Here is a 24,099-nt window from a genome sequence, read left to right on the forward strand (position 1 = left end):
CAAAAACTATGGAAACAATATTCCTGTATTTTGGAAAGATGATTTTAGTTTCGGCAGTGATGTCGGCATATTATCTTTTGTTTCTTCGCGACAAAACTTTTCACCATTATAACAGATTTTACCTTCTGGGAACGATGGTTTTAAGCCTTTTGTTACCGCTTTTGAAAGTAGAATATTTCACTATAGAAACCGATAGTAGAATTTTATTATTGCTGAATCAATTCAACCAAAATTCTTCTCAAGAAGTTGAAAACACTTTCAATTTTTGGGATTTTGGAGCTTTGATTTTGGGAATCGTTTCCTTTTTTCTTTTGGCTAAATTAACTTTAGGATTGGTGAAAATTCATCAACTCAAAAAAGAATTTCCGAAGGAAAGCATAGAAGGAATTACCTTTTATAACACCAATTTGCATGATGCTCCGTTTTCGTTTTTTAGAAATTTGTTTTGGAAAAAATCGATTCTGATCAACTCAGATTTAGGAAAACAAATCCTGAAACACGAAATGGTACACATAGAACAAAAACACAGTTTTGATAAACTGTTTGTCCAAATTATTCAATCGCTGTTTTGGTTTAATCCAATTTTTTACTTCATCAAAAAAGAAATCACCCTTATTCATGAATATTTGGCAGACAAAAAAGCTGTGAAAAACGCGGACACTAGAGCATTTGCGCAGATGCTTTTGGCAAGTAATTTCTCCGGAAATGTATTGCCAGCAACCAGTCCGTTTTTATCATCAAACCTTAAAAAACGACTAAAAATGCTTACACAAAAAAATACAAAATACAGTTATGCGCGTAGAATTTTGGCTTTGCCAATTCTTTTCGGAGTTTCCTTTGCGCTATTGGTAAATGCTAAAAATATTGAAATTAAAAAGCAAAATAAAGCCATAGAAATTGCAGTTCAGGAACTTAAAAAAGATACCGTTAAAGAAAAAGATGTGCAAAAACTGTTAGAAGCTCAACAAGCGAAAATTAATAAAGCTTCTGAAAAAATCAAAAAAGAGAACGAAAAAATAGCTACACTTAGCGAACAAACTCGTAAAAAATCTGAAGAGTTACAGAAAATTGCCAAAGAAAAAGGTGCAGATAGTTATGATTATGAGTTGAAAGCCAAAGAATTAGAAAGTCTTGGAAACGAAATTGATAGAATTGCTAATTCTGAAGCTTATCAGAATAATTGGAAAGAATTTGAGTTAAATTTTACTGAAATGGATAAGGTTTTTAATTCAGAAGAATTTAAAAATCAATTCAAAATGAATGAGGAAAAAATGAAGGAGCTTGAAAAGAAATTTAATTCTAAAGAATTTAAAGATAAAATCATCAGAATTCAGAAAGTGAGAACTCCTCAAATGATGGATGTAGAAGTTCCAGTTCCAATAACTCCACCTATAAGTATAGAAAAGTTAAAAAACAGCCCAAATTCTAATCTTACGAAAGAAGAAATCAAAAAATTAGATAAACTGTCAAAAGAAAGAGCCGAACTTTCAAAAAAACAAGCAGAACTGGCTAGAAAACAAGCAGAAATTGCCAAACAACAGGCAGAAATTTCTAGAAAATATGCTCAAAATAATCCTTGGGGGATTAGAACTCCAGAACCTAAAAGCGGAAAGATAATTATTATGTCTGATGCTAAATTTAAAGATGATAATGGTAATGTAAAAGGAAGAGTAATTAATAAAAATTCTGACGGAATTACTATTAGTTTTAGCGGTATTGAAAAGTCTAATTCAAGTATTTTTAATGATAATACCAAAATCTACATCAATGGTAAACTTTCTACCAAAGAAGAAATGGATAAATTAAATCCTAATGATATTGCTACGGTAAACGTAAATAAAAACGTGAATAATGGCAAAGAAGAAAGTGAAATAAGAATTCAAACCAAATAAAATTTCCTAATCAATCCTTCAAGGATACTAAATCCTTGAAGGATTTTAAAATTATAATATGAAAAAATTACTTTTTACTTTTTTATTGATTTCAGCATTCTTTTCGGCGCAGAACAGATTTATCTATGATTATAAATTTGTGACGGATTCTACCAACAAAGCGGATTTGAAATCAGAACTCATGTATCTGGATATTTCTGAGAAAGGCTCTAAGTTTTACAGCAGAGAAGTGTACGTTTCGGATTCTATAATGACGGCTGCTTTTGAGAAGCAAATAAAAGCGACAGGAAGTATGAATGTAGATATGAAAGCCATGTCTATGAGAAAAGGAAGTGTACGCTATAAAATTCATAAAAATTACCCTTCTTTCGAAACGTATTCATTAACCAGAAGCGGAATGGATGCTTATAAAGTTTGGGACAAAAGAAAAATTCAATGGAAAATTCTTCCAGAAAAACAAAAAATAGGAGAGTTCGAGGCACAAAAAGCGGTTACGGAATTTGCAGGAAGAAAATGGACGGCTTGGTTTACCGAGGAATTGCCTTTTCAAGATGGTCCTTATAAATTTAGAGGATTACCAGGATTGATTGTGAAGTTGGAAGATGCTACTCAATCTCACGTTTTTGAGCTAAAAGCAGTAGGAAAATATAAAGAGGAAATTCAAAAAGTTTCTGAATTTGTAGGTAATGATAAATATATAGAAGTTAATCAAGAACAATACAAAAAAATATTTCTAGAAGACCGAAATGATCCAGCAAAATCTATGAAAATGGCGATGGCAAATGGAGCAGTACTTCAGTTCAGAGACCAGAGTGGAAACGAAATTTCTGCATCGGAAATGATAAAAAGAAGAGAACAACAAGTCAAAGAAAATAACAAGCGAGACAACAATCTTTTAGAGTTAGACTTACTACAATAACAAATGAAAAATCCTGAAAATCTAAATTTTCAGGATTTTTTTTATGTTTAATTTTTAGCAAAAATTACATCATCTTTTTAGAATCTGCAATAAATTGAGCTAAACCGTTATCAGTTAAAGGATGTTTTAGCAATGATAAAATCGGAGCAAGAGGTGTAGTTACTACATCTGCACCAATTTTTGCACAGTTGATAATGTGCATAGAATGACGGATAGAAGCTGCTAGAATTTCAGTTTTGTAATCGTAGTTATCAAAAATAATTCTAATTTCTTCGATTAACGCTAATCCGTCTGTAGAAACATCATCTAATCTTCCTAAGAAAGGAGAAACGTAAGTAGCACCAGCTTTTGCAGCAAGAAGCGCTTGTCCAGCAGAGAAAATTAAAGTACAGTTGGTTTTAATTCCTTTATCTGTAAAATATTTTAATGCTTTAATTCCGTCTTTAATCATAGGAATTTTTACCACGATATTTGGGTGAATTGCCGCCAATTCTTCTCCTTCTTTTATCATTTCTTCGTAAGTAGTACTTAGAACTTCCGCAGAAATATCACCATCTACGATTTCGCAAATCGTTTTGTAGTGATTTTTAATTGCTTCAGCTCCAGAAATGCCTTCTTTCGCCATTAAACTTGGATTGGTCGTTACACCGTCTAGAATTCCTAAATCTTGTGCCTCTCTAATTTGGTCTAGATTAGCTGTATCAATAAAAAATTTCATGTTAAAATTATTTTTTGCAAAGATAAGGATTAGGGATTAGTTTTAAGGAATTAGTTTATAGTTTTTTTGGCGCACATTTCCAGCTTTCGCTACTCGCTTCCCAAAAAATCCAAACCAAAACCTTCGCTTTTTTTGGGAGAGCTCAAACATGCCGCTCAATCTGGGGCGCAATTTTGGTTTAATTTTCACATTTTTCACATAAATTTGCCGACTAATATTTAACATTTATAACTTATCACTCATCATTTATAACTCCATGAACGTTTTATTAGCTTCTACCTCTTCACTTTTTGGTGGGAAATATTTAGAATATATAAAAGAAGAAATTGCCGAATTATTCAGCGGAATAGACGAAATTATCTTTATTCCTTTTGCAAGACCAAGCGGAATTTCACATGAAGAATACACGCAAATTGCGAGAGATTTTTTTGAACAAATCCATATCAAAGTAAAAGGATTGCATGAATTCGAGGATAAAATGGCAGCGGTAAATGAAGCAAAAGGCTTTTTTACTGGCGGCGGAAATACTTTTCTCCTCGTGAAAACCTTACACGAAGAAAATTTAATGACCGTTTTAGCAGAAAATGTAAAATCTGGTAAACCGTATTTAGGAACTTCTGCAGGAAGCAATATTGCAGGCCTTAACATGAAAACTACGAACGATATGCCAATTGTATATCCGCCAAGTTTTGATTGTATGGGATTGGTTCCGTTTAATATCAATCCACATTATTTAGACCCAAATCCAGATTTGAAGCATAACGGAGAAACCAGAGAAACCCGAATTAAAGAATTCCTTACCCAAAATGAAGTGAAAGTAGTTGGTTTAAGAGAAGGAAACTGGATTAGAGTCCTTGGCGATAAAATTACAACAGAAGGAACACAACTAACTAGAATTTTTGAAAAAGGAAAAGAACCGTATGAATTGGAGAGTGGGAGCGAGTTGTAGAATGGGAGAGTTGTAGAATGGGAGAGAAAACGAGTGTTTTTTTTAATGGATAGAGTTTGTAGATTTTAAAAATTATTTATTCCGTAGGAATGTAATGTGTGTAGAATTTGCTAATTAATAAAAAAGCGTTCCGTAGGAACGCAATATTATAAGATTAATTTAAACAAAAAATTAATTAATATAAATCAAATTTTAGTCATCATTTTTGGTGAAATTTTTTTTTGATTTTTTTGAATGATTTTTGTCATCTCACTTTTTTATTTTTGTTTTTTTTGCTTATTCCTTCCAATTTTTTTGGATGAGTTCCATTAAAAAATCAGGACATCTAGACACTTTGTTGGTTGTAGCGTCTAAGAAAAATAGAGTAGTAGATGCTTCTGTGATTTTTTGTTTAGAATCATTATAAATTTCATATTCGAATTCTATTTTCACTCCCGGAACTTTTTTTACATAAGTGTGAATTTCTAAAATTTCGTCATAAAAAGCAGGTTTTAAATACTTGATTTTATACTCTGAAACCGGTAGCCAAATCCCGCGTTTTTCGATTTCATCGTATGAAATTCCAAGGATTCTAAACAGCTCAACTCTAGCAACTTCTAGGTATTCTGCATAGTTGCCATAGTAGACATATTTCATAGCGTCTGTTTCTCCGTAACGTACTCGTAATGTGTGAGTTGTGTGTATCATTTTAACTTTTCTTTAATACATACAAATATATTTTTAAAAAAGCAATACCCCAAAATTTTTTTAAGAAAAAATTATTTTTCATATTTGTCTTCCCGATAAAATTAATCAGAGAAAAATATTTAGCAGAGAAAAAAATGGATCAAAACTTAGGCTTGATTTGGGAGCGTTGTCTTAAATTTATGCGAGACAATTTGAGCGCTTCTGAGCATGAAGATGTAAAAAAACTAGAACACTCATTCGACTTATTGTTTGACAGGGTACAACCTGTGTCATTAATTAACCACAATCTTACATTGTTGGTTCCTTCTGACTTCTATAAAGAATATATAGAAGAAAATTACCTTTCTCTACTCTCTGCAGCTCTCAAAAAAAATATCGGAAAAGGAGTTAAATTGTGGTATTCTGTAATGGAAAATAAACCACAAGGATTAGAAAAACCCGCTACTCAAAATTATAAAGGGATTTCTGTACAAGCTCCGAAAGTTCAAGAGGTGCTTCCTACCACAGTTTCTAAAAGTTTAGTGAATCCTTTTGTAGTTCCAGGAATTAAAAAGGTAAACATAGATGCTAACCTTAACCCAAATTTATCATTTGATAATTTTGTAGAAGGCGAGAGCAATAAATTTGCATGTACCGTAGCAAAAACCATTGCTAAAAGACCTGGTGCAACTTCATTTAACCCATTATTTATTCATGGTGGAGTAGGTGTAGGAAAAACGCACTTAGCTCACGCAATTGGTTTAGATATTAAACAGAATCTTCCAGATAAAGTTGTTTTATATTTATCATCAGAAAAATTTATCCAGCAGTTTGTTTCTGCGGCAAAAGCTCAGAATAAAACAGATTTTGGTAATTTTTACCAAATGGTAGATGTTTTGATTATAGATGATATTCAATTCCTTTCTGGTAAAGCTGCAACTCAGGATATGTTCTTCCACATTTTTGATCATTTGCATCAAAACGGAAAACAAATTATCTTAACTTCTGATAAAGCTCCTGCGGATATTCAGGATATTCAAGAAAGAATTGTTTCTCGTTTTAAATGGGGATTAAGTGCAGAAGTAAAATCTCCAGATTTTGATACAAGAAAGAAAATTATCGTAGATAAACTTCACAGAGATGGTATTGTTTTAAAAGATGATATGGTAGATTTTTTAGCTGGAGAAGTGAAGTCTAACGTGAGAGAACTCATTGGAGTGATTAATTCTGTAATTGCACATTCTATGATTTCTAAATCAGATTTAAGTCTAGACTTATTAAAAGAAACCATTAACAAGATTGCGGCGAATCAAAAGAAAACCATCAATATTCCATACATTCAGGAAGTGGTTTGCGAATATTTCGGGATTCAAAGAGAGCAATTGCTTTCTAAAACCAGAAAAAGAGAAATTGCATTGCCTAGACAATTAGCGATGTATTTCGCAAAAGAATATACTAATGCTACTTTTACCAAAATTGGCGAAGAAATGGGAGGAAAAGACCATTCTACGGTAATGTATGCTTGTGAAACCATCAGAGATGTTTCTAAAATTGACAAAGAACTGAAGAAATATCTAAAAGAAATTAAAGATAAAATCTTTGAATAAAATTTAGGTCTTTGACCTATTGATAATAAAAATATTGAGGAATTTTTTAAATGTTAAGTTTGAAAAATTCCTTTTTTAATTAAATGACGACTTACTTATGAAAATTTTAATGGTTTGCCTCGGAAATATATGCAGAAGTCCATTAGCAGAAGGAATTTTGCGTTCTAAAATTTCAGAAAAACATACGGTTGCAAGTGCAGGAACGATTTCTTTTCATGAAGGAGAACATCCTGATAAACGTTCAACCAAAATTGCCAAAGAATATGGCGTAGATATTTCTCATCAAAGAGCTAATTACTTCACCGAAAAGCATTTAGAAGATTTTGATAAGATTTTTTGCATGGATTTAAAAAATTTAGAAGATGTATTGTCAAAAGCCAATTCTGAGGAACAAAGAAGTAAAGTTTTTTTGATTATGGAAGAAGCTGGCGTTTTATCTGATGAAAAAATAGAAGTTCCAGATCCGTATTATGGTGATATGAGTGATTTCGAAAAGGTATATCAAATGTTAGATCAAGCTTGTGAAGCGATAGCTGAAAAGTACAACTTGAAGTAAATTTTCTAAAAATTGATTACTTTTATCTCTAATTAAATTTTTTAAAAACATGTTGTTTCTAATCCCAGCTTATTTATCCGAAGAATCTCCGATAGACTATTTTGCGCCATCGATTAAAGAATATATTCTTAAAACCGATTATTTTTTCGTGGAAAACGAAAAAACAGCCAGAAAAGTCATCAAATTTTTTGCACCAGAAAAAAAACAAAGTGATTTAAAACTTTTTCTTTTGGATAAATATTCTGAATCTAATGATTTAAAAGAAGCACAAAAACTCATGAAATCTGGTCAGGATTTCGGATTGCTTTCTGAAGCAGGATTGCCTTGTATTGCAGATCCTGGAAATTTGATGGTAAAATGGTGTCATGAGAACAATATAAAAGTTATCCCAATTAATGGGCCGAGTTCTATCATTTTAGCTTTAATTTCGAGTGGTTTTAATGGTCAAGAATTTACCTTTCACGGATATTTGCCAATTGATAAGGAGCAAAAGAAAAAGCAGATTTTGTTTCTAGAAAATCAAGTTCAAAAGTCAGGATATTCTCAGATATTTATGGAAACTCCGTACAGAAACAATCAACTTTTGGAAGATTTAATTAAATTTCTCAATCCTAATACGAAACTTTGTATCGCAGCAAACATCAATCATCCAACCGAAGAATTTATCAAAACCTTAAAAATCTCTGATTGGAAAAATAAAAAACCGGAACTTCATAAAATTCCGGCGGTATTTGTTTTGGGAAAGTAGATTTATTTTTTCTTGTAAGTATAAGTGTATCCGTCGTTTACATCATCACTTAGAATCAATGTTTTTTCTTCATTGTTTACAATCATTTGGTCTGGTGCATTAGAAAAATCGATGTAAACTCTTTCGTAATGTTCTAAGTTAGAGACATTTTTATAAAGAGAAAATGTACCTTCATTGTTTACTGTGCCATTAGTAGTAATGGTGTATTTTTTATCAGAATCTAATTTCATAATAATGGTTTTTCCACTTGAAGCAGGTGTTTCTGTAGTGTTTCCAACTCCACCTATAGAAGAAACCCATTCCCATTCTCCAACTACTGGACTCACATCTGTATCGTCTTCACTTCTACAAGAAAAAACAGCCAAAACTGCGAATATTGCAAAGATTAAATTTTTCATATTTTTTATTTTCTACAAATTTAGGTATTATTTTCTATCAATTATATTGAATAATATCATATTGAGTTTCAGTTTTGGTATTCTTTTTTTTAAATTAATTCGTTATTAATAATTTACGATGAAGGTTTGTTATGAATTTAAAATTTTAGGACAATGTTAATATGGAATTCCGATTTTCTTTAATATAAAATGCAAAAGCCAAATTGGTCCAATCAATAAAAACTGTAAATCCTTTAAGAAACTCGGTTTTTTACCTTCAATTTTATGACCAATAAACTGAAAAATCCATGTGATAACGAAGATTGTTAAGTAAATAAAAACTGGTTTTTCAAAAATTTCATTAATTATTGAAGTGCAATAAAACATTAACAAAACTATAAAGAACATTATTATTCCTATAGTCTTAGATAATCTAAAATAGAATATTGTTAAAAATATTATTGACGATATAGAAATTAAACTTAGAAATAAATCACCAAAATTCAAATGAGTTATTGTCCATTCTGTGTATTGAGAAGTATTATTTAATGTTTTAGTTGTTGCTGATCTAGGAATAAGACTGATAAATCCTACTATGGTAAAGAAAATTAAAGGAACACAAATCCAATGAATGAATTTATTGGTTTGGTTTTGGTGACTTTCTGCGTATTCTGCGAACAGTTGGTCTATTTTTCTCATATTTTTTTAAATTTTACTAAAAGTAATAAATCCTTTCTAAAGTCAGAATATTTTTTGAAATTTTAAATTATGTGATTCCTAATTAATATTTTTGCAAAATGAAAGACTTAATGGGACGCGCGATTTGGGATTATTATTACCAAGAAAATTCTGAAGATTTACAAACCGAAACTTCTATTTCAGAACTGGATGATTTGCCAGTTTCTTATCTTTTCAGAGATTATCAAGAAATGAATGCTTTAGAAAAAAAAGCATTGGATTTGTCTTTTGGTAAGGTTCTAGATGTAGGTTCAGGAGCAGGTTCACATAGTCTTTATCTGCAAAATGAAAGAAAATTAGAAGTAACTGCACTAGATATTTCTCCGAAATCTATTGAAGTTTGTAAAGCAAGAGGTGTGAAAAATGCGATTTGTGAAGATTTGCTTCAATTTTCTGAAAAGAATTTTGATACCGTTTTGCTTTTGATGAATGGAACTGGGATTTTTCAAAGTTTAGAACACATTGACCAATACTTGCAAAAACTGAAAAGTTTAGTTGTTGAAAACGGACAAATTCTCATAGACAGTACGGATATTCTGTATATGTATGACCATGATGAAGATGGCGGAGTTTTGGTTCCTGCAACAGGTTATTACGGAGAATTAGACTATTATTTGCATTACAAAGGAGAATCTGAACTGCCAATGAAATGGTTGTATTTAGATTTTGATACCTTAGAAAATGCTGCGATTGCTAATGGTTTTAAAATTCAAAAAGTAAAACAACTAGAAGATTCTTATTTGGCTCAACTTACGTTAAAGTAAGGTTTATTCTACATTCCAAAGTAGAAAATTGATGATGTCAATTCTTTTTCTTTGGTTTTCATCAAATAAATCTTGGAAAATTTCAAAACGATAAGGAACCGTCAGTGCAAATTTATCTCGATTAATTTCGTCTGTGATTTTAGAAAGTTCTATATAGGTTTCGTTCGGAATTTGTTTGGTAATTTCTAGGAAAAGTTGGTTGTATTTTTGTTTTTCTTCGTCAGTGATTTTTTCGTCTGATAAAAGATTTCCTCTGTTGAAGAAGACAGCGTTGATATCTGGATAAGATTCACCTAAAGACTTTAGAGTAATGGCTTTGTAAAGTTCATCGTCATTAGAAATTTTATTAATTATTTTTAACTCATTATTAATTTTAGCAAAATAATTTATACTTAATTTTTTTAAGTTTTGTTTCAATTCATATGATAAATTTAGACTTTTTCTTTTGTTAAGATAATTTGCTTTTAACTTATATTTTTGTTGCTGATAAAAATTAATTCTTCTATCAGAATCATTTAACAATAAATTTTGAGCTTTAAAATTCCCCAATCCAAAAAATAAAAAGCAAAGTAGAAGTGATTTTAAAAGTTTCATGGTAATACATTTAACTTTGTCAAAGATTCCTTTGCTTCGCAAAAACTTTGACAAAGTGTGATATTCAAAAATAAAAAAGATTTCGGAAATATCTCCGAAATCTTTAATTATTTAATTGATTAATTTTTTATTATCCAATCTCAATTCCGTTTTCAACGGTTTCATCAGGTGTTACAAAACTCAATTTTCCATCAGGTTTGGTTGTTAAAAGCAACATTCCTTGAGATTCAATTCCACGGATTTTTCTAGGAGCCAAGTTCAACAAAATCATCACTTGTTTTCCTACCACTTCTTCTGGCGTAAAACTCTCTGCAATCCCAGAAACTACGGTTCTTACATCTACACCAGTATCTACTTTTAGTTTTAATAATTTATCTGCTTTTTCTACTTTTTCAGCTTCTAAAATAGTGGCAGTTCTTAAATCTATTTTGGTAAAATCGTCAAAAGTGATTTCTTCTTTCATAGGATTTGCGTTAGGATTGGTTTTTGCGTTAGATATTTTGGTGTTTTCTAATTTTTGAATTTGAAAATCAATGGTTTCATCTTCAATTTTTGAGAAAAGAAGAGAACTTTCATTGATTGTGTGTCCTGTTTTTACGAGAACTTTAGCATTTTCAACTTCTTGCCAAGAAATTTTCTCGGTATTGAACATTTTTAACAATTTTTCCGAAGAAAAAGGCATGAAAGGCTCGCATAACTGAGCTAAACCAACCGCAATTTGTGCTCCTACAAACAATGAATTTGCCGCTTTTTCAGGATTGTCTTTAATGGTTTTCCAAGGTTCTTCTGTTTGTAAATATTGATTTCCGAAACGTGCTAAATTCATTAAAGCTGAAAGAGCATTTCTAAATTCATATTTGCTTAAATATTCATTAATTTCTTTTGCAGCTTTAGAAATTTCAGAAAGTTCTTCTGCGTTTTCATTTCCTGCAGGAATCACTCCATCATAATATTTGTGAATGAGCACAGCAACTCTATTGATGAAATTTCCGAAAATTCCTACTAGTTCAGAGTTATTTTTGGTTTGGAAATCCTTCCATGTAAAGTTATTATCCTTAGTTTCTGGTGCAGATGAAAGCAATGCGTAACGCAAAACATCTTGTTGACCAGGGAATTCTTCTACATATTCGTGCGCCCAAACTGCCCAATTTCTAGAGGTAGAAATCTTGTCATTTTCAAGATTTAAAAATTCAAAAGCAGGAACATTAGTTGGCATAATGTATTTTCCGTGAGCCTTCATCATTGCAGGGAAAATAATACAGTGGAATACAATATTGTCTTTCCCGATAAAGTGAATTAAGTCTGAATCTTCAGATTGCCAATAATCTTCCCAGTTTTTGCCGTTTTTTGCAGCCCATTCTTTGGTGAAAGAAATGTAACCAATTGGCGCATCAAACCAAACGTAAAGCACTTTTCCTTCTGCATCAGGAAGTGGAACTTGTACGCCCCAATTTAAATCTCTGGTCATTGCACGTGGTTTCAAACCATCATTGAGCCAAGATTTTACTTGTCCGTAAACATTAGGTTTCCAATCGTCTTTATGACCTTCAAGAATCCATTCGTTTAAGAAATTTTCATATTCATTTAAAGGTAAATACCAGTTTTTGGTTTCTTTAAGTACAGGAACGTTTCCACTCAATGCAGATTTTGGGTTAATTAATTCTGAAGGAGAAAGGGTAGAACCACATTTTTCGCATTGGTCACCATAAGCTCCGTCATTTCCGCATTTTGGGCAAGTTCCTACAATATATCTATCGGCAAGAAATTCGCCAGCTTGTTCATCATAATATTGTTCTGAGATTTCTTCTGTAAATTTTCCGTTTTCGTACATTTTTAGGAAGAAATCTTGAGAAGTTTTTTTATGATTATCTGAAGAAGTTCTAGAATATTCATCAAATGAAATGCCTAAGTCTTCAAAAGATTTTTTTATGATTGCGTGATATTTATCTACAATATCTTGAGGAGTTACGCCTTCTTTTTTTGCTCTAATAGTAATAGGAATTCCGTGTTCATCTGAACCACAGATAAAAGCAACATCGCTTCCTAATCTTCTTTGGAAACGTGCGTAAACATCAGCAGGAATATATACTCCTGCCAAATGACCGATATGAACAGGACCGTTTGCATAGGGTAATGCAGCGGTAATCATTTTTCTCTTCTGCATGGAAAATTTTTTTGCAAAGATAAGGTTTTGTTTGCCTTTTTGGAAAATTTTGACTTCTTGGTTAATATTTTGGTGAAAATTTTCTTTATTAACATTTGCTTAACATATGAAATTGCTAAACATTCGTTTGAAATATTGTGAAATCTTATATTGTCTCATTAGTGAGATAATAGAAAAGAATTAATTGATTTACAATGTTTTAGCTTTTAATTCGTACAAAACAGACTGATTATTATCATAAATTATTAACAATTTTTATATAAATTTAATAAATATTCAAAAATTTCATAAATTGGCTGTGCCTAATTGTGATAGCAATTATGCGATGTGAAAAATGAATATTAATCCTTAAATTTTATTTTTGTGAGAAACTATAGTAAAGTTTTAAAAATTGCTCCAGCTTTTTTATTGGCAGGAACAATTATGCTAGAAGCTCAACAAAGAGATTCAATCAAACAAAAAGACATTGAACAAGTTGTGCTTATTGGTTACGGTAAACAAAAAAAATCTGACTTAACAGGGTCTATTACAGCCTTAAGTGAAAAAGATTTTAATAAGGGAGCAATTACAAGTGCGGAAGGTTTATTAAATGGTAGAACGTCTGGGGTTGTTGTAACTCAGTCTGGTACACCAGGTAATGATGCCGTAATTAGAGTAAGGGGCGGTTCTTCTCTATTAAGTAGTAATGATCCTTTAATTGTTATTGATGGTTTGCCAGTAGAAGGCGGATTGTCCTCAATTAACCCTAATGATATTGAATCTTTTTCAATATTAAAAGATGCTTCTTCCACAGCAATTTATGGTAACAGAGGTTCTAATGGTGTAATTTTAATTACTACAAAAAAAGGTTCTAAAAAGAAATTACAAGTTTCTTTTAATTCTTTTACTACTTATAATACATTAGCTAAAAATGTTGATGTGTATAATGGAGATCAGTTCAGGGAAATTATTAATACAATGGCTCCTGATAAAGCGAATTTATTGGGGACAGCTAATACAAATTGGCAAGATTTAATCTTTAGAAACACAGCTTCTTTCGATAGTAATTTGTCTTTAATGGGCAACTTATTTGATAAGATTCCATCTAGATTAAGTATTGGTCATACAGAAAATGAAGGTCTTCTTTTGACATCTAATTACAAAAGATCAACTGCTTCTTTTACTTTGAACCCAACTTTATTTGATAATCATTTAAAGCTTAATATTTCTGGTAATTATACTTATGCGTTTAGAACAAACGCTGATGAAGGTGCTATTGGTAGCGCAATATCTTATGACCCTACCCAAAGTCCTTATGATGCACAAACACCTTTTGCTGGTTATAGAGAATGGTATCAGCAAGATGGAGCTAAATACTTTTTCCGTGGTACATCAAACCCACTATCTCAGTTATTAGAGAGAAGAAATATTGGTAATCATCATAGATTTTATGGAAACATTAACTTAGATTACAAATTTCACTTTTTACCAGAGTTAAGATTAATTGTAAATGCAGGTATAGATAAACAAGAAGGTGATGGCAAAACAGAAATTAGTTCTTTTGCAAGAGCAGGTTACTGGAATGGTTTACCTGTAGGTAATTATACTGAAACAAACTATGATAATTTTAACAAAAATCTCAATACTCAATTAAACTATATTAAAAACTTTGGTAAACTAAGTTTTGATTTATTAGGAGGTTATGAGTATCAAAATTTTGATTATAAAAATTACAATTCTGCCAATCAATTATTATATGTACTAGATCCTAATAACAACGTTGCGGATACTTACACTGATCCAGGTGTTAACCTGCAAGCATTTTTTGGAAGATTAAATTTAGGATGGAATAATAACAGATATTTAGTAACTGTAAATTATAGAAGAGATGGTTCTTCTAGATTTTCTAAAGAAAATAGATGGGGTAACTTTGGAGGTGCAGCATTTGCCTGGAAGATGCATGAAGACTTATTTAAAGACAATAGTACTATTAATGAGCTGAAACTAAGATTAAGTGTTGGTGCTGTAGGTCAACAAGATATTGGTGGATATAAGATAGATTACTTTAAGCAGTATGATGTTTCTACCAATGCCTACTATCAATTTGGTACAGGAGCGAATACATATTACTTAATAGCAAGACCAAAAGGATACAATCAAAATCTAACTTGGGAATCTAGCACAAAATATAATGCTGGTTTAGATTTTTCATTATTTAGCAGAAGATTATCTGGAAATGTAGATGTTTATTTGGCAGATACTAAAGATTTATTATCCATAGTTGCGGAAGGAGCATTACAGAATTTAAGAGTCTTAGGTCCTAAAAACATTGGTTCTCTACAATCTAAAGGTTTAGATTTTAATTTAAACTATCAAATGTTTAAAAAAGAGAATTTTACTTTAGATGTTAACTACAACTTAAGTTATAATCATTTAGAAATTACAGAATTATTTACCGATAATATTCCACAAGGAGGAGTGGGACTTGGTGGTTATGTACAGACTCACAAAGTTGGTCTAGCTCCATTTTCTTATTGGGTATATCAACAGGTTTATGATAGTACAGGCAAGCCAATTGAAGGAGTGTATGTAGATAGAAATGGTGATGGTACAATAGACAGTTTTGATAAATATAATTACAAAAAACCTCAAGCAGACGTTACAATGGGCTTAATGATTGATGGTACATTTATGAAAAACTGGGATTACTCAATGGCTTGGAGAGCAAGTTTTGGTAACTATGTATATGATCAAGTAAATGCAGATAGAGCATACTTTTCAACAATTAATAATGTTGTAGATAATACCTTAGCAAATTCACCTTTAGATTTTGCAAAAACAGGATTTGCATTTGCTAATAAAGAAAGTGATTACTATATTAAAAATGCAAGCTATCTAAAATTAGATAATGTTACTTTAGGTTATACCATTAGGAATAACAACTTCATTGGTGATAGAACCTCTTTAAGAATATACGGAGGTGTGCAAAACGCATTAATTATAAGTGATTATAAAGGATTAGACCCAGAAGTCTTCAATAATGGTCTAGATGGAGTAATTTACCCTAGAGCTAGAATGTATATGCTTGGAGTAAACGTTAATTTTTAATTTAATCAATTTAAAATAATATGAAAAATATATTAACAAAAGTAAAATGGTTAGCATTTTCAGCATTATTATTTACCGCAGTTTCATGTTTAAATGATTTAGATGTTTCTTTGAAAGATGATGATTCTTTCTCGGTAGATAATTATTTTAACAATCCTGATAATCCAGAATTACCTTATAAACAGTTTTTAGCAAAAATTTATGGTGGGTTATCTTTATCTGGTCAAGCAGCTCCTACAGGAGATTCAGATTTACAATCATTAGTAGATGAAGGATTTTCTCAGTATTTAAGAGGTTACTGGCAGTTACAAGAGCTTACTACGGACGAAGCAATTATTGCTTGGGGAGAATCTGATAACCCAACAATTAAAGATTTAAACTTTAATACATGGAATGCAGATAATAAATTTAATGAAGCATTTTTTGCAAGAGTTTACTATCAGATATCTGTAGCAAACGAGTTCTTAAGAGAAACTACAGATGAAAAATTGAATTCAAGAAAAGTTTCAGAAGATCTTAAAGCTAAAATTAAAGTGATGAGAGCTGAAGCAAGATTTTTGAGAGCTTTATCTTATTATCATGCTATCGATCTTTATGGTAATTCTCCTTTTGCAACAGAAGAAAATGCTTTAGGTTCTGTACCAGTAATGAAAACCAGAGCAGAAATGTTTGATTATGTTTTAAATGAACTTAATACAATTGAAGCAGATCTTCCTGCTCCAAGAGCTAATGAATATGGTAGAGCTGATAAAGGAGCTTTGTGGATGTTAAAAGCAAAACTTTTAATTAACGCAAAAGTTTACACAGGTCAAGATAAAAGCACTGAAGCTTTAGCTGCTGTGAACAGTGTATTAGGTGCGGGCTACAGCTTGTCACTTGACAGAAATAATTTATTTGCGGCAGATAATGATGTTAACGGAGCTCAAAAAGAGATTATTTTTCCTGTAAGATATGATGGCGTTAAAACTAAATCTTATGGAGGTATGACTTATTTAATTCATGGAAGTACTAATGATGCAGTTGCTAAAACCCTAGGTATTGATTTTGGATGGCAAGGTTTCAGAGCTAGAAAAGAATTTATACAAACTATTGCAGGTGACCCACGTGTAAATGTTGTTTCTGGTACCGATTCTGAAGAAATTACAGACTATTTAAAATTTGCGCAAGGTAAAAAATTAATAAAATTTACTAATAAAACATCTGCAGGTGTATCAGGTCAAGATCCTACTTTCCCAGATACAGATTTTCCAATGTTTAGATTGGCAGATGTATACTTAATGTATGCAGAATTAGCGGTTGTAAATGGTAAAGGAGACAAAGCTACAGCTCTAAATTATATTAATGATTTAAGATTAAGAGCTGGCGCAAATCCAGTAACTCTATCTGCGCTTACTCCAGACTTTGTTTTATCGGAGAGAGCAAAAGAGCTTTATTGGGAAGGTCACAGAAGACAAGATTTAATAAGATTTGGAAAATATACTTCTGGTTATAACTGGCAATGGAAGGGCGGTTCATTGAATGGTTCTGCTATAGCTGATTATAGAGCTTTATTCCCAATTCCTACAAAAGAGATTAGTTCTAATTCTAATTTAATTCAAAATCCTGGTTATTAATCAGCTTTGACAAATATTATGTTATGAAAAAAAATATAATTAATAAAATTTTATTCGTTTTTATTGCAATATTTAGTTTTATTGCATGCGAAAATAGAGAGTTAATTACCGTGGATAATCAATCAGCGCCAATAATGCTAGATATATCTGCTGAAAAATTGGTGTTGGATGAAAATTTTCCAAGCAACCCTGGTTTAACTTTAAGTTGGGATGTTGCAACCTATACAGTTCCTACTGAAATAAAATATAAAATAGAAGTGTCTAAAGATGAGGCGTTCACTACTCCTTATACATTAGGTACAGTTGCAGGTTCTGTTAGAGCAACTACTTTTTCAGTAGAACAAATGAATCAGGCTGCTCAAGGAATTAATTTAGAGCCTAATGTCTCTGCTAAAATGTACATTAGAGTTTCTTCTTACTTAGGTACAGTAAGTGAAAATTTAGTAACTAAATCTAATGTTACCAGTTTAATGATTACACCATATGTATTAAAATATCCTGATTTTTATCTTGTAGGTGGTGCTACTTATGTTGGTTGGACCGCTGAGAATGCTCAGATTCTTCATAAAAAAGATAACTTATCTTATATCTATACATACTTAGAAAATAATCAACCCTTCAGATTTTTAGGTCAACAAAGTTGGAATCCTATTAATTATAGTGTTGATAAAGAAGGTACTAGAGCAAATTATAGATATTTCAAACAGCTTTCTGGTAACTTGCTTCAAGAAGGTGATGAAAACATGAAATTTACAGGCGATACAGGCATTTATAAAATAGTGATTGATGCAACTAAAAATATTCAGTCTTTAAATATTACCGCATCTCCTGTTTTAGGATATGATTTTCCTGAAGTTTATCTTGTTGGTACAATTAATGGATGGGATGCAGCAAACGCTATTGCTATGACTAAAGTTTCATCTGGAAAATTTGAATACACAATGAAATTAGATAATGGAGCTGCTTTTAAAGTTCTAGGTCAAAAAGATTGGAAAGAATTAGAATGGGGTAATATTTCTGGTTCAGGAAATTCAGGTTTCTTAGGTCCTAAAGGTGATAATGGAGAAATCAAATTTGATGGTGGTGGAAACACGTATAAAATTACAGTAGATATTAAAGCTGGAGTTTATACCATTGTTCAACAATAATTCAACAATAATTATGAAAAATATAATAAAATTTTTATCATTGGTTCTATTATTGCCGTTTGTTCTTCATTCTTGTAACAACGAGGATTATAGAGACTGGACAAAAGCAGAGCCTTCTTTTAAATTATATGATACGAGTTTAGGAAGCAATGTATTATATTCAACAATGGAGAATAATCCATTCAGACTTACTTGGGATAATTTAAACGCGGCATCATCTTATGATATTGTGTTTTCTAATTCAAGTGATTTTACAATTAAAGTAAAGTTAGGTACATCAAATAAAAATACTTTTACTACTACAATAGGTGCTCTTAATACAGCTTTATTGCAAGCTGGATATTCACCATATTCAATTAAAAAAGTCTATTTTAGAATAGAAGCAGGTTCTAATGTTTCTCTTCCTATTGCTTTTGATGTGCAACCTTATCCTGTAGAAGTACCTGTAATTACAGCACCTACGGCAGGTAGTGTAATTACTTTGGATGCAAACAATCCAACAGGTATTGCAAAAACCATTACTTGGAACGATTATTCTTACGGAATTGATGTAAAATATCTTGTAGAGGTTTCATTATCAGGAGCTAATAAATTTAAAGAATTAGGCACTGTTAATAATCTTAAACTTATTAATGTAACCAATTTTGATTTAGATAAACTTCTTCTAAGTGTTGGTGGTACAATTGGTGTACAAGGTAATTTTGATATCAGAGTATCTGCAATTACGAAATTAGTAGATCCAGAGATTATAAAATCTTCTGCAATTGTAACTTTCAAAGCAACTCCATATCAACTTTCATCATTTATTTATGCGCCTGGAGGCTATCAAGGTTGGAATCCTGAGACTGCAAACACGCTAGTTTCTGCTACAAGTAATGGTACGTATTTCGGATTTATTAATTTCCCTGCTGCTGGAACGGAGTTTAAATATACTCAAAACAGAAATTGGGATGTTAACTGGGGAGATAATGGTGCAGATGGTACCTTAGAACTAAACGGATCTAATTTACTTTCTCCTAGTGCAGGTTATTATAAAGTAACTGTTGATACTAATAGTTTAACACACTCAATGGTACCTTATTCAGTAGGCCTTGTTGGTGGTTTCAACAGTTGGGGAAGTAGTCCAGATGCACAAATGGAATGGGATGATTCTATCCTTAAATTCAAAATAGTAGTTACTTTACCTGCTGGTGAATTCAAATTTAGAGTGAACAGCGATTGGGGAGAAAATTACGGTGATGATGGTGCAGATGGAACACTTAATGCAGGTGGTTCTAACTTAAACATTACTTCAGCTGGAACTTATACCATTACATTTGATCCATTCAATATGGTTTATACTATAAATTAGGTGTAATATATCATACAATTTTATCATAAAAACTGTTGCTTTATAGCAGCAGTTTTTTTATATTTAATGTTTTTTTATTTTTTATTGAAAAATTCCTAAATAATTATAATACAAATATTTAAAGTATGAAATTGATTAAAACAAGTGCGCTTCTGGCTTTACTTTCTGTAGCAGGTATCAACGCACAGTCTCTAAAATCTCCAGACGGAAATTTCGAAATGAATTTCCAACTGAAAAATGGAGTCCCTTATTATCATCTGAATTATAAAGGAAAAACAGTCATAGAAGATTCTAAACTAGGTCTTCGATTGATTAAAGATAATACCATCGCTTTTGACAATGTCAATAAACTTCCAGATGGTAAAAATCTCAATTCTGACTTCGAAAAAATTGCAGAAAACAGAGATTCTAAAAACGAAAATTGGGCTCCTGTTCTTGGAGAAAAAAAATATTACACCAATCATTACAACGAACTTTCGGTTACATTGAATCAACCCAATGAAGACCGAAAAATCATCGTTAAATTCAGACTTTTTAATGATGGACTAGGTTTCAGATATGAGTTCCCTCAACAGAAAAATCTTAATTATTTCGTTGTAAAAGAAGAAGATACCGAATTTAATTTTCCTTATGATTTAAAATCTTGGTGGGTTCCTGCAGATTATGATACTCAGGAATATAGACCTACAACCAGTTTGGTTTCTCAGATTTCTACAAAATGGGAAAGCAGTTTTGATAGTAACGCCTCTCAAACTTTGGTTAAAAATGCAGTTCAATCGCCTCTTATGTTGAAAAAAGAGGTTTCTGGTAAAGAAAAACCACTGTATATAAACCTTGCAGAAGCTGCTGTAATCAATTATCCCGCTTCTCATCTTGAAGTAGATTCAGAAAATTTTGACTTCAAAACCCATCTTACTCCAGATGCTCAAGGTGCTAAAGGTTATATGCAAACACCTGCAGTAACACCATGGAGAACCGTAATCGTTTCAGAAAAAGCAGAAGAAGTACTAGATTCTAAAATGATTTTTAACTTAAATGAGCCAACGAAATACACGGATACTTCTTGGATTCATCCTGTGAAATATATTGGAGTTTGGTGGCAAATGTTCGTTCCAAACCGTGGAACTTGGAATTATACCAATATCGATAATGTACATCTTGGCGTTACAGATTATTCTAAAACGAAACCAAACGGAACACACGCTGCGAATAATGACAATGTTAAAAAATACATCGATTTCGCTTCTAAACATGGCTTTGATGCTGTTTTGGTAGAGGGTTGGAACGAAGGTTGGGAAGATTGGTTCGGAAAATCTAAAGAATTTGTTTTTGATTTTATTACACCATATCCAGATTTTGATATTAAAATGCTGAATGAATATGCTCATTCTAAAAATGTAAAACTCATCATGCATCATGAAACTTCTGCTTCAGCAACCAATTACGAAAGATGGCTTGACCCAGCTTTTAAATTGATGAAAGAACATGGTTATGATGCGGTGAAAACCGGTTACGTAGGAAATATTATTCCTAGAGGAGAACATCACTATTCTCAGTGGATGATTAACCATTATCAAAGAGTAGTAGACAAAGCTGCAGAATATAAAATCATGGTTAATTCTCACGAAAGTGTTCGTCCTAGTGGTTTAAGCAGAACTTATCCGAACTGGATTGCTGCAGAAGCTGCTCGTGGAACAGAATTCGAAGCGATGGGAGGAAACAATCCAGACCATACTACCATTTTGCCATTTACAAGATTTATGGGTGGACCAATGGATTACACTCCAGGAATTTTCCAAACACAATACAATTATTATGATGCTAACAGTAAAAATTTTGCCAATACTACTTTAGCTAAACAATTAGGATTATATGTGGTGATGTATTCTCCACTTCAGATGGCTTGTGATTTACCTGAAAACTACGAGAGACATTTAGATGCTTTTCAGTTCATTAAAGATGTAGCGGTAGATTGGGATGATACCAAAATTTTATCAGCAGAACCTGGTGATTATATTCACACCGCAAGAAAAGCGAAAGGTTCAGAAAATTGGTTTGTAGGAGGTGTTACAGACGAAAATGCTAGAGATTTCACTGTAGATTTTTCTTTCTTAGAAAAAGGAAAAAAATACGAAGCTACTATTTACGAAGATGGTAAAGATGCTGATTACGTAAAAAATCCGCAGGCTTATAACATTTACAAAAAAGTAGTAACCAATGGTTCTAAAATTAAGGTTCACCTTGCAAGAAGCGGTGGTTATGCTATTTCTTTAAAGCCTATTAAATAGAATCAATAGAGACGGGCTTTAGCCCGTCTAATAATAAAAAAATATAATTGGCTTTAGCCAAAACTTATCAAAAATGAAAAAACTAACATTTTTATTTCTGTTCATCACAACATTTTCCTTTGCTCAATTCCAAAGAGTAGAACCTGCTTTTTGGTGGAAAGGAATGAAGAATCCTGAACTTCAGATTTTGTTATATGGCAAAAATATTGCCCAACAAAACATAGAACTTTCAGATGGAATTCAGATTAAGGATTTAACGAAGGTAGAAAATCCTAATTATGTGTTTATCACCATTAATACTAATGAAATTAACACGCCTAAATTCAAAATTTTCCTTAAAAACGGTAAGAAAACCATCAGTACATATCAGTATGAATTGAAGGAGAGAACGCCAAATTCATCTGCACGTGAATCTTATACTTCTAAAGATGTTTTCTACCTAATTATGCCAGATCGTTTTGCCAATGGCGATGAAAAAAATGATTCTAGCAAGTCTCTCATCGAAAAAGCAAATAGAAAAAGTGAAGGAGGAAGACATGGTGGTGATTTAAGAGGAATTATCAATAATCTAGATTATCTTAAAAATCTTGGAGTGACTACACTTTGGCTTACTCCAGTTTGCGAAGACAATGAAAAAGCGTATACGTATCATGGTTATGCACAGACTGATTTGTACAAAATAGATGCGAGATACGGAACCAATGAAGAATACCGTGAACTTTCTACTGAACTCAAAAAAAGAGACATGAAATTAGTGAAAGATTACGTAACCAATCACTGGGGAGTTTCGCATTGGTTGATTCAGGATTTGCCTACTAAAGATTGGATTCACTGGTTTGAAGATGGGAAGAATGGTTTCAAACGTTCTAACTACAGAACCAATTCTCAAATGAATCCTTATGCTGCAGATGTCGATAAAAAAGTCGCTTTAGATGGTTGGTTTGATACCACAATGCCTGATCTTAACCAAAGTAATCCATTGGTTTTAAAATATTTAATTCAAAATGCAATTTGGTGGATAGAATATGCGCAGTTAGACGGTTATAGAGTAGATACTTATCCTTATAACGACAAAGATGGAATGGCAAAATGGTGTAAAGCGATTACAGATGAATATCCTAACTTCAATATTGTAGGCGAAACTTGGATGTATGACCCAGCTCAAATTGCTTTCTGGCAAAAAGATTCTAAAGTTGGCGAAATAGAGAATTACAATTCTAATTTGCCATCGGTAATGGATTTTATGTTGTATGAAAACCTTCCAAAAGCTTTACAGGAAGAGGAAAATTGGGACAAAGGAATGATTAGACTTTACAATTCTTTTGCCAGTGATTTCTTATTCCCAAATCCTAAAAACATGATGGTTTTCTTCGAAAATCATGATACTCCTAGAATCAATGAAATGTTCAACGGAAATCCTGCTTATTATAAATTGGCTTTAACAATTGTTTCTACCATTAGAGGAATTCCACAGTTATATTATGGTTCAGAAATAGGAATGCGTGGAGATAAAAACAAAGGAGATGCAGACATCAGAAGAGATTTCCCAGGAGGTTGGAAAGGTGATGCTCAAAATGCTTTTGTTTCTAGAACACCAGAGCAAAATGAGTTTTTTGATTATACCCAAAAATTATTAAACTGGAGAAAGTCTAAAGATGTTATCCACAATGGAAAAACCAAAAACTTTTCGCCAGAGAGAAATGTTTACGTTTATTTCCGTTATAATGATGAGGAAAAAGTAATGGTAGTCATCAACAGCAGTGATAAAGAACAAATCATCGAAATGAATAGATTCCAAGAAATGGTTCCTTCTAGTTTTACAGCAAAAGACGTAATGAAAGATGCTACGGTTCAAATTAAAAATTTGTTAACTATTCCTGCAAAATCTTCATTGATTTTAGAAATAAATAAGTAAATTCG

Annotated in this window: 19 protein-coding genes; 13 read left to right on the forward strand and 6 right to left on the reverse strand. The window is 31.8% G+C overall.

Features of this window, described 5'->3' with window-relative positions; translation table 11 throughout:
- Positions 1-8: 8 nt before the first annotated feature.
- On the forward strand, positions 9-1,892 hold the full coding sequence (locus EB819_RS03965; RefSeq protein ID WP_069798228.1) for a M56 family metallopeptidase: 1,884 nt from the start codon (positions 9-11) through the stop codon (positions 1,890-1,892).
- Positions 1,893-1,950: 58 nt separating this feature from the next.
- Complete coding sequence (locus EB819_RS03970) at positions 1,951-2,811, forward strand: GLPGLI family protein (protein WP_069798230.1); 861 nt, start codon at positions 1,951-1,953, stop codon at positions 2,809-2,811.
- Between the two features lie 64 nt (positions 2,812-2,875).
- Here the strand turns inward: EB819_RS03970 and fsa are convergent, their stop codons facing one another.
- Positions 2,876-3,529 (reverse strand): fructose-6-phosphate aldolase, encoded by a 654-nt coding sequence (gene fsa / locus EB819_RS03975; protein WP_069798232.1) that lies wholly within the window; start codon positions 3,527-3,529, stop codon positions 2,876-2,878.
- Between the two features lie 256 nt (positions 3,530-3,785).
- Between fsa and pepE the strand changes: the two genes are divergently transcribed.
- Positions 3,786-4,478 (forward strand): dipeptidase PepE, encoded by a 693-nt coding sequence (gene pepE / locus EB819_RS03980; protein WP_069798234.1) that lies wholly within the window; start codon positions 3,786-3,788, stop codon positions 4,476-4,478.
- A gap of 276 nt (positions 4,479-4,754) precedes the next feature.
- On the opposite strand, the gene EB819_RS03985 is transcribed toward pepE, so the two are convergent.
- Positions 4,755-5,165, reverse strand: a complete 411-nt coding sequence (locus EB819_RS03985) for an acyl-CoA thioesterase (RefSeq protein WP_069798236.1) — start codon at positions 5,163-5,165, stop codon at positions 4,755-4,757.
- Between the two features lie 134 nt (positions 5,166-5,299).
- On the opposite strand from EB819_RS03985, the gene dnaA reads away from it, so the two are divergent.
- From dnaA to EB819_RS04000, 3 genes are all read left to right on the forward strand, one after another.
- A complete protein-coding gene (gene dnaA / locus EB819_RS03990; protein ID WP_069798238.1) occupies positions 5,300-6,751 on the forward strand; it encodes a chromosomal replication initiator protein DnaA in 1,452 nt (483 codons plus the stop codon).
- 97 nt (positions 6,752-6,848) lie between these two features.
- Positions 6,849-7,307 carry a low molecular weight protein-tyrosine-phosphatase gene (locus EB819_RS03995; protein ID WP_069798241.1) on the forward strand — a complete coding sequence of 153 codons (459 nt, stop codon included), beginning with the start codon at positions 6,849-6,851 and terminating at the stop codon, positions 7,305-7,307.
- Between the two features lie 49 nt (positions 7,308-7,356).
- Positions 7,357-8,055 (forward strand): SAM-dependent methyltransferase, encoded by a 699-nt coding sequence (locus EB819_RS04000; RefSeq protein ID WP_069798243.1) that lies wholly within the window; start codon positions 7,357-7,359, stop codon positions 8,053-8,055.
- A 2-nt stretch (positions 8,056-8,057) separates the two neighbouring features.
- Here the strand turns inward: EB819_RS04000 and EB819_RS04005 are convergent, their stop codons facing one another.
- Together EB819_RS04005 and EB819_RS04010 are read right to left on the reverse strand one after the other, a co-directional pair.
- Positions 8,058-8,453: a hypothetical protein gene (locus EB819_RS04005; RefSeq protein ID WP_069798245.1), complete on the reverse strand. Its 396-nt coding sequence runs from the start codon at positions 8,451-8,453 to the stop codon at positions 8,058-8,060.
- Positions 8,454-8,609: 156 nt separating this feature from the next.
- A complete protein-coding gene (locus EB819_RS04010; RefSeq protein WP_069798247.1) occupies positions 8,610-9,131 on the reverse strand; it encodes an Mpo1 family 2-hydroxy fatty acid dioxygenase in 522 nt (173 codons plus the stop codon).
- A 98-nt stretch (positions 9,132-9,229) separates the two neighbouring features.
- Here EB819_RS04010 and EB819_RS04015 point away from each other — a divergent pair, with 98 nt between their 5' ends.
- Positions 9,230-9,934, forward strand: coding sequence for a class I SAM-dependent methyltransferase (locus EB819_RS04015; protein ID WP_069798249.1), 705 nt, complete (start codon positions 9,230-9,232; stop codon positions 9,932-9,934).
- 3 nt (positions 9,935-9,937) lie between these two features.
- Here EB819_RS04015 and EB819_RS04020 read toward each other — a convergent pair whose 3' ends face one another.
- Both EB819_RS04020 and metG read right to left on the reverse strand, forming a co-directional pair.
- Positions 9,938-10,528, reverse strand: a complete 591-nt coding sequence (locus tag EB819_RS04020) for a hypothetical protein (protein ID WP_069798250.1) — start codon at positions 10,526-10,528, stop codon at positions 9,938-9,940.
- 130 nt (positions 10,529-10,658) lie between these two features.
- Positions 10,659-12,692 (reverse strand): methionine--tRNA ligase, encoded by a 2,034-nt coding sequence (metG, locus tag EB819_RS04025; RefSeq protein WP_069798252.1) that lies wholly within the window; start codon positions 12,690-12,692, stop codon positions 10,659-10,661.
- A gap of 363 nt (positions 12,693-13,055) precedes the next feature.
- Here metG and EB819_RS04030 point away from each other — a divergent pair, with 363 nt between their 5' ends.
- From EB819_RS04030 to EB819_RS04055, 6 genes are all read left to right on the forward strand, one after another.
- Positions 13,056-15,779 carry a SusC/RagA family TonB-linked outer membrane protein gene (locus tag EB819_RS04030; RefSeq protein ID WP_069798254.1) on the forward strand — a complete coding sequence of 908 codons (2,724 nt, stop codon included), beginning with the start codon at positions 13,056-13,058 and terminating at the stop codon, positions 15,777-15,779.
- A 20-nt stretch (positions 15,780-15,799) separates the two neighbouring features.
- A complete protein-coding gene (locus tag EB819_RS04035) occupies positions 15,800-17,392 on the forward strand; it encodes a RagB/SusD family nutrient uptake outer membrane protein (RefSeq protein ID WP_069798256.1) in 1,593 nt (530 codons plus the stop codon).
- 134 nt (positions 17,393-17,526) lie between these two features.
- Positions 17,527-18,540: a SusE domain-containing protein gene (locus tag EB819_RS04040; RefSeq protein WP_158005953.1), complete on the forward strand. Its 1,014-nt coding sequence runs from the start codon at positions 17,527-17,529 to the stop codon at positions 18,538-18,540.
- Between the two features lie 13 nt (positions 18,541-18,553).
- Positions 18,554-19,891, forward strand: coding sequence for a SusE domain-containing protein (locus EB819_RS04045; RefSeq protein ID WP_083250156.1), 1,338 nt, complete (start codon positions 18,554-18,556; stop codon positions 19,889-19,891).
- A 125-nt stretch (positions 19,892-20,016) separates the two neighbouring features.
- On the forward strand, positions 20,017-22,179 hold the full coding sequence (locus tag EB819_RS04050) for a glycoside hydrolase family 97 protein (protein ID WP_069798262.1): 2,163 nt from the start codon (positions 20,017-20,019) through the stop codon (positions 22,177-22,179).
- Between the two features lie 73 nt (positions 22,180-22,252).
- On the forward strand, positions 22,253-24,094 hold the full coding sequence (locus EB819_RS04055) for a glycoside hydrolase family 13 protein (protein ID WP_069798264.1): 1,842 nt from the start codon (positions 22,253-22,255) through the stop codon (positions 24,092-24,094).
- Positions 24,095-24,099 lie beyond the last annotated feature (5 nt).

It is taken from the genome of Cloacibacterium normanense (genome assembly GCF_003860565.1).
Taxonomy (GTDB): domain Bacteria; phylum Bacteroidota; class Bacteroidia; order Flavobacteriales; family Weeksellaceae; genus Cloacibacterium; species Cloacibacterium normanense.